The 6,869-nt window shown below is 73.3% G+C and carries 6 protein-coding genes; all 6 read left to right on the top strand.

The window, feature by feature from the left end:
* Nucleotides 1–270 precede the first annotated feature (270 nt).
* The gene (locus tag AN218_RS20000) at nt 271–843 is read left to right on the top strand and encodes a DUF2617 family protein (RefSeq protein WP_070018268.1); all 573 of its coding nucleotides are present in this window, start codon (nt 271–273) and stop codon (nt 841–843) included.
* Nucleotides 844–974: 131 nt separating this feature from the next.
* Nucleotides 975–2,669, top strand: coding sequence for a polyamine aminopropyltransferase (locus tag AN218_RS19995; RefSeq protein ID WP_070018267.1), 1,695 nt, complete (start codon nt 975–977; stop codon nt 2,667–2,669).
* A gap of 86 nt (nt 2,670–2,755) precedes the next feature.
* Complete coding sequence (locus AN218_RS19990) at nt 2,756–4,051, top strand: hypothetical protein (protein ID WP_070018266.1); 1,296 nt, start codon at nt 2,756–2,758, stop codon at nt 4,049–4,051.
* A 51-nt stretch (nt 4,052–4,102) separates the two neighbouring features.
* The gene (locus AN218_RS19985) at nt 4,103–4,921 is read left to right on the top strand and encodes an aldose epimerase family protein (RefSeq protein ID WP_070018265.1); all 819 of its coding nucleotides are present in this window, start codon (nt 4,103–4,105) and stop codon (nt 4,919–4,921) included.
* Between the two features lie 53 nt (nt 4,922–4,974).
* Nucleotides 4,975–5,511 (top strand): orotate phosphoribosyltransferase, encoded by a 537-nt coding sequence (gene pyrE / locus AN218_RS19980; protein ID WP_070018264.1) that lies wholly within the window; start codon nt 4,975–4,977, stop codon nt 5,509–5,511.
* A gap of 265 nt (nt 5,512–5,776) precedes the next feature.
* Nucleotides 5,777–6,799, top strand: coding sequence for a class II fructose-bisphosphate aldolase (gene fbaA / locus AN218_RS19975; RefSeq protein ID WP_070018263.1), 1,023 nt, complete (start codon nt 5,777–5,779; stop codon nt 6,797–6,799).
* Nucleotides 6,800–6,869: the final 70 nt, after the last annotated feature.

Genomic DNA, 6,869 nt, shown 5'->3' with positions numbered 1-6,869 from the left:
ATCCGCCCGCGGGCGCCCCGTACGTATGCGGAGAGGAATCTGAACTTCCGTCAAGCGCCCGGCAGTTGAACATCTGAACTGTGCGGTCACCTGGGGGATGGAAACCCGGAGAAGTTGGGCGATACCGCTGTGGCGGTACACATTTCATGATTCGGTGTTTCTGTATCCCCGGACTTGGCGTGGGTACGAGCCGTCGACGCAGGACAACCGGCCGCCCGCCGGAGGCCCTGCCCGGCTCACCCCTCCCCTGTGTACTTGCGGAGCCGACCCATGCTCACCACTCTCACCACCCCTTACACCGACACCCGCGCCGGCGACCTCGCCTGGGCGCTCGGCCTCGAACCGCTGCCCGCGCTGGCAGCGCGCGACCTCCGACTCGGCGCCGCCACCGTGCAGTTGAGGCTGCTCGGCGCCTCCCATCAGGTGCTGCTCGAAGAGGACGGCCGCACCTGCTCCGAGACCGTGGCCTGCATGCCCGGCAGACGGACACCGCTGCCGCTGGGCGTCTCCAGACGCACGGGCGCCTGGGAGTACGACTTCGCGGCGCGCGTCGAGACGCTCACGCCGGGCGCCTTCGCGGGCCGTGCGCAGGAGTTGCTCGCGCTCGTCGCCGGCCATCCCGAGGGCCTGGCGGGCACCTTTCCCGGCGCCCCGCACGCGTTCACCGCGCTGCTGGTGCAGCGCTGCGCGAGCCAGGTGCGCTGGCGTACGTGGCACTCGTACCCGCAGGAGGGCCGGCTGGTCTCCACCCGTACCAGGGTGGTCCGTTCCGCGGTCCGTACGCGGCGGACGCCGCCCGTGGCGTGTGCGCGCACGGGCGAACTCGCCGCGCCGCCGCGGTAGTCGGGCCCCGAGCCGCATCTTTGGGGCCCCAACCGCCCGGTGCCTCCGGCTGCTTCGCTGCGCGGGCTCTGCTCCCGTGGCACGCGTGTGGGTGACAAAAAGCTGAAAACCCGTCACGTAGCGTTCGCCGCATGATCGACCGCCCCCTCGCAACGCCCCAGGACGCGCGGCTTCCGGTGCCCGCCGGGCTCGGGCGCGGGCTCGTCCTCGCCTCTGTGTTCGTCTGCGCCGCCTGCGGCCTCGTCTACGAACTCGAACTCGTCGCGCTCGCCTCGTACTTGGTCGGCGACTCCGTCACCCAGGCGTCCGTCGTGCTCTCGGTGATGGTCTTCGCGATGGGCGTCGGCTCGCTGCTGGCCAAGCGGCTGCGCTGCCGGGCGGCGACGGGCTTCGCCGCGGTCGAGGCGCTGCTCGCCCTGGTCGGCGGCGGCTCCGCCATGGCGCTGTACGCGAGCTTCGCGTGGCTGGGCGGCGCCCGCGTCGCGCTCGTGGGCTTCTCGCTCGCCATCGGCATGCTGATCGGCGCCGAGATGCCCCTGCTGATGACGCTGATCCAGCGCATCCGGAAGCAGGACGCGGGCGGCGCCGTCGCCGACCTCTTCGCCGCGGACTACGTGGGCGCGCTCGTCGGCGGGCTGATGTTCCCCTTTCTACTGCTGCCGTTCTTCGGCCAGTTGACGGGGGCTCTGCTGACGGGCGTGGTGAACGCGGGCGCCGGAGGCGTCGTCGTGCTGTGGCTCTTCCGGCACGACGTCACCGTCCGCGTGCGCTGGGGCCTGCTCGCGACGAACGGCGCGGTGGTGCTGCTCCTGCTCGCCGGCACCGGCTTCGTCGCCTCCTTCGAACGGGCCGCGCGTGACGCGGTGTACGGCGGGCATGTACGGGTCGCGGTCCGCAGCGGCGCCCAGGAGGCGGTCCTCACCGGCGACCGGGACCCGCGGGCCTGGCGGCACGGCGCCCGGCCGCTGCGCTTCTACGTCGACGGCAGGCTGCGGGTCTCCTCCGCCGAGGGCGAGCGCTACCACGCCTCGCTCGTACGTCCCGCCATGACCTCCGGCGCACACCGCCGCGTACTGCTGCTGGGCGGCGCGGACGGCCTCGCGCTGCGCGAAGTGCTGCGCTACGCACGCGTACGGGAGGTGACCGTCCTCGAACGGGACGGCGCGGCCCTGCGCCTGGCCCGTACGGATCCCGGACTGCGGGGGCTCAACGGCGACGCGTACGAGGACCCGCGGGTGCGCGTCGAGCACTCCGGCGACACCTTCGAGCAACTCCGGCGGCTGGCACGGGCATCGGACGCGGGGGCCTACGACGTCGTGCTCTCCGACCTTCCGGTGCCCTCGGTGCAGGACACCGCGGAGCTGTACTCGCAGGAGTTCTACGGCCTGGTGGCGCGCGCCCTCGCGCCCGGCGGACGCGTCGCCGTGCACGCGGGTCCGGCCGCCGGAGAGCCGCGCACCTACTGGACGGTGGAGACGACGCTCCGCTCCGCGGGCCTGCGCACCTCCCCGTATGTGCTGCGCCGCCCACGGGACTTCGGTTTCGTGCTCGCCTCGCGCGGGGACTCGCCAGGGCCGCCGCTGACGGCGGCCGGCACGCACACGTACCCGCTGACGACGCCGGCCACGGGGCGGGGCGTGGAAGCGGGAACGGGGGCGGGGCCGGGTCCGGGAGCGGGAGCGGACGAGCGCGTACGGAAGGACACGGGCGGCGGCTCACGGCTGGGCGCGCTGACTCCGCGTCAGTTGCGCTTCGCGGGACGGCGCGCGGAACGCGACCGGCTGACGGGGCTTCCGCCGTCGACCCTGACGCGTCCCCGCTACTGAGCCCCGGCCTCCAGGCGGGTGCGGTGGGCGGTGAAGCAGCGCCGGGGAGGTCCCATGGACGGTACACGGTGGGTAGGCTCCGCCCTATGGAGCACGAGGTGAACGTTCCGTTTCCCGTCGGGTCCGTACGGGCGGCGCTCGCTGAGCCCGCGCGTGTGGCGCGCTGCGTGCCCGGTCTGCAACTCGACGGTGCCGAGGGCGCCGAGAGCGCGCAGGGCGAGAAGGGCGCCAAGGCCGGTGCCGGGTCCGGCGCCAAGGGCGCGAAGGACGCGAAGAGCACCAAGGGCGCAGCCGCCGCCAAGGGTGCCGCGGGCACCACCGAGGGGCGTCTCCGGGTCCGCGTCGGCGGCTCGACGATCACCTACCGGGGCAGCCTGACCGTCACGCCCCGCGGCGAGGAGTTCACCGTCAAGGCCAGCGGTACGGAGGCACGGGGCACCGGTTCGGTGCGGCTGAACCTCACCGTCGTACCGCGGCGGGCCACGGAGGGCGAGGCCACCCGGCTCGTGTGCTCGGGCACCGTCAAGGGCGACGGGCGCATCAAGGACGTCGAGGCCAAGACCGCGACCGCCGCCGGGCACCGGCTGCTGGAACGCTTCGCCAAGGCGCTCGGCGAGAGCATCCGGGAGCAGCCGCCCGAGACCCTCGACTCTCCGCAGGCCCCGGCGACTGAACCGGCGACGGAACCGGCGACGGAACCGACGACGGACGCGCCCTCCGGCACGGACAAGACCGCCGGCGGCATCGGCGAACCCGGCGACAACGACCGTGTCATCCCCGGCATTCCGGCCCCGGACAGCCGTGAGTCGCGTCCGTCCGCGGGCGCCTCCGCGAACGGCACCACGGCGCACGGCACCACCGGCGAGAGCACCGGCGAGAGCACCGGCGACGCCTCCGAGGAGACCTCCGGTGACGCGTCGGACGGCGCTGCCGAGGGCACCGACGGCACCGGCCGCACCGCGGACGAGGCCCGCGACGAGGGCGACGCCCGCCCCGCGGCGGAGCAGCCGGGCCAGACCCCGGAGCAGGGCGGCACAGAGGAGTCCGGCGAAGGGAAGCCGGGCGAGGCCGAGTCCGGCGAGCGCGGCGGCATCTTCGACGCCGACGTCCCGCCGTCCTCCCTCGACCCGCTCCACGAGGAGCCCCTCGACGAGTCCGAGGTGGAGGCCGCCGCCGAGGCCGAGGCCGCACACGCGCGCCGCACGATGATCGGGCGCAGCGCCGAGGAGGTCGATCACGCGCCCCCGCGCGGGCGTTACGCGCCGATCCCCGTCCCGGAGCCCATCGCCAACTCCGCCGCGCTGCGCTGGGTCGCGCCCGCCGCCGCGGCCGTCGTCGCCGGAGCCGTCTTCATCGGCCGTGCCCTGCGCCGCCGCCGCTGACGTACGGCCGGGTCGCGCTCTGCCGGGAGTTGGCGAGGTTAGGGTCGCGTCATGACTGACTCCGCCACCACTGACGCCGACGTCACACTCCGCGCCGGAGACGCCGAGTTGACGCTCGAACCGCACCGGGGCTGCCGCATCGCCTCGCTGAAGGTCGGCGGCACGGAACTGCTCCGGCAGGGCAAGAGGTACGGCGCGTTCGTCATGGTGCCCTGGTGCGGACGTACCGACCAGGGCCGCTTCCGCAGCGGCGGCGAGCTGTACCAACTCCCCCTGGACAGCGGCCCGCACGCGATCCACGGCACGGTACGCGACGGGGCCTGGCGCACCCTGCGGCAGGACGAGCAGTCCGCGGCCTTCACCTGCGAACTGAGCGACCCGTGGCCCTGGGAGGGCCGCGTCACGCAGATCGTCGAACTCGACGAGGCGGGCCGGGCGCTCACCCTCACCCTCGGCGTCGAGGCGGCGGACGCCAGTTTCCCCGCGCAGGCCGGCTGGCATCCCTGGTTCCTGCGCAACCTCGGCGGGCGCGGCGGCGACGTGACCGTCGACTTCGACCCGGAGTGGCAGGAGGAGCGCGGCGTCGACCATCTGCCCACCGGCAAGCGCATCGAGCCGCGGCCCGGCCCCTGGGACGACTGCTTCGGCATGCCGCAGGGCGTCGACGTCACCCTGACCTGGCCGGGAGAGCTGGAGCTGAGGGTCGCCAGCCGCGCCGAGTGGGTCGTCGTCTACGACGAGCAGCCGGAGGCGGTGTGCGTGGAGCCGCAGACGGGCCCGCCCAACGGCCTCAACTCCCATCCCCATCTGGTCACTCCGATCCAGCCGCTGGAGATCTCCACCACCTGGAGCTGGCGGGCCCTCTCGTAGAGCGCGGGCCCTCTCGTGGAGCGGATGCGCCGGCCCGCATAGGCTCCGGGGCCATGAGCACTTCTGACGCGCTGCTGCGGCAGATCAAGGAAAAGGCCGTCGTGCACGGCAGGGTGACCCTCTCCTCCGGCCAGGAGGCGGACTTCTACATCGACCTGCGCCGCATCACCCTCGACGGCGAGGCCGCGCCGCTCGCGGGCCGGGTGATGCTGGACCTCACCGCGGATCTCGACTTCGACGCCGTCGGCGGGCTGACGCTCGGCGCCGACCCGGTGGCCTCGGCGATGCTGCACGCGGCGGCCGAACGGGGCCGGAAGCTGGACGCGTTCGTCGTACGGAAGGCGGGCAAGGCCCACGGCCTCCAGCGGCGCATCGAGGGCCCGGACATCGAGGGCCGCCGGGTGCTGATCGTCGAGGACACCTCGACCACGGGCAACTCGCCGCTCACCGCGGTGGAGGCCGCCCGGCAGGCGGGCGCCGAGGTCGTGGCCGTGGCGACGATCGTGGAGCGCGGTGCCGCGGCGGCCGTCGAGCGGGCGGGGCTGCGCTATCTGTACGCGTACGGGCTGGCGGACCTCGGTCTGGCGTGAGCCGCGCNCCCCGGCGCGGGCCCGGCACCGCCCCCGCGGCGCCCGAGTGGCCCGTACACCGGGGTGCGTCTGGGAGTATGGGGGTCGACGATGACGTCGTGCCGGCCGCCGGTGTCCGGGGTGATCCGGCCCCGGACCCCCGGGCCCCGCGCCCCGACCGGCGCACTTGAGCCGTCCCGGTCCGGAGGCCGCCGAGCCCGAGCCCGGACACCGTGCGGCAGCCGTACTCCGCAGCAGAGCCGATACCCACCCAAGGAGCGGACAGATGCCCATCGCGACCCCCGAGGTCTACAACGAGATGTTCGACCGGGCGAAGGCGGGCAAGTTCGCCTACCCCGCCATCAACGTGACCTCGACGCAGACCCTGCACGCGGCCCTGCGCGGCTTCGCGGAGGCGGAGAGCGACGGCATCGTCCAGATCTCCACGGGCGGCGCCGAGTTCCTCGGCGGGCAGTACAGCAAGGACATGGTCAGCGGTGCCGTGGCGCTGGCCGAGTTCGCGCACATCGTCGCCAAGAAGTACCCGGTCAACGTCGCGCTGCACACCGACCACTGCCCGAAGGACAAGCTGGACGGCTATGTGCGTCCGCTGCTGGCGGTCTCCAAGGAGCGCGTGGACGCCGGGCAGAACCCGCTCTTCCAGTCCCACATGTGGGACGGCTCCGCCGAGACGCTCAAGGACAACCTGGAGATCGGCGAGGAGCTGCTGGCCCAGGCCGTCGCGGCGAAGATCATCCTCGAAGTCGAGATCACCCCGACCGGCGGCGAGGAGGACGGCGTCTCGCACGAGATCAACGACGAGCTGTACACGACCGTCGACGACGCGCTGCGTACGGCGGAGGCCCTCGGCCTGGGCGAAAAGGGCCGCTACCTGCTGGCCGCCTCGTTCGGCAACGTCCACGGCGTCTACAAGCCCGGCAACGTCGTGCTCCGGCCCGAGCTGCTGAAGGACCTCCAGGAGGGCGTCGCCGCGAAGTCCGGCAAGCAGAACCCGTTCGACTTCGTCTTCCACGGCGGCTCCGGCTCCACGGACACCGAGATCGCCACCGCGCTGGAGAACGGCGTGGTGAAGATGAACCTGGACACCGACACCCAGTACGCCTTCTCGCGTCCCGTCGCGGACCACATGTTCCGCAACTACGACGGTGTGCTGAAGGTCGACGGCGAGGTCGGCGACAAGAAGACCTACGACCCCCGGAGTTGGGGCAAGGCTGCCGAGAAGGGCATGGCCGAGCGCGTCCAGCAGGCGTGCGCGAACCTGCGCTCGACCGGCACCCGGCTCAAGTAGCACCGCGGCGGGGCGCGTCCGCGCTCCCCGCGCAGCAGTGGCGGAGGGCCGGCCGTGCTTGTCACGGCCG

This window comes from Streptomyces nanshensis (assembly GCF_001751255.1).
Lineage (GTDB): Bacteria > Actinomycetota > Actinomycetes > Streptomycetales > Streptomycetaceae > Streptomyces > Streptomyces nanshensis_A.
The sequence above is the reverse complement of the archived record's forward strand: the minus strand, read 5'-3'. Positions and strand labels throughout refer to the sequence as shown.

What these genes read in the sequence shown, in the direction of transcription:
- AN218_RS20000 (WP_070018268.1), top strand. Translation starts at nt 271, where the DNA reads ATGCTCACCACTCTCACCACCCCTTACACCGACACCCGCGCCGGCGAC.
- fbaA (WP_070018263.1), top strand. Translation starts at nt 5,777, where the DNA reads ATGCCCATCGCGACCCCCGAGGTCTACAACGAGATGTTCGACCGGGCG.
- AN218_RS19985 (WP_070018265.1), top strand. Translation starts at nt 4,103, where the DNA reads ATGACTGACTCCGCCACCACTGACGCCGACGTCACACTCCGCGCCGGA.
- AN218_RS19990 (WP_070018266.1), top strand. Translation starts at nt 2,756, where the DNA reads ATGGAGCACGAGGTGAACGTTCCGTTTCCCGTCGGGTCCGTACGGGCG.
- AN218_RS19995 (WP_070018267.1), top strand. Translation starts at nt 975, where the DNA reads ATGATCGACCGCCCCCTCGCAACGCCCCAGGACGCGCGGCTTCCGGTG.
- pyrE (WP_070018264.1), top strand. Translation starts at nt 4,975, where the DNA reads ATGAGCACTTCTGACGCGCTGCTGCGGCAGATCAAGGAAAAGGCCGTC.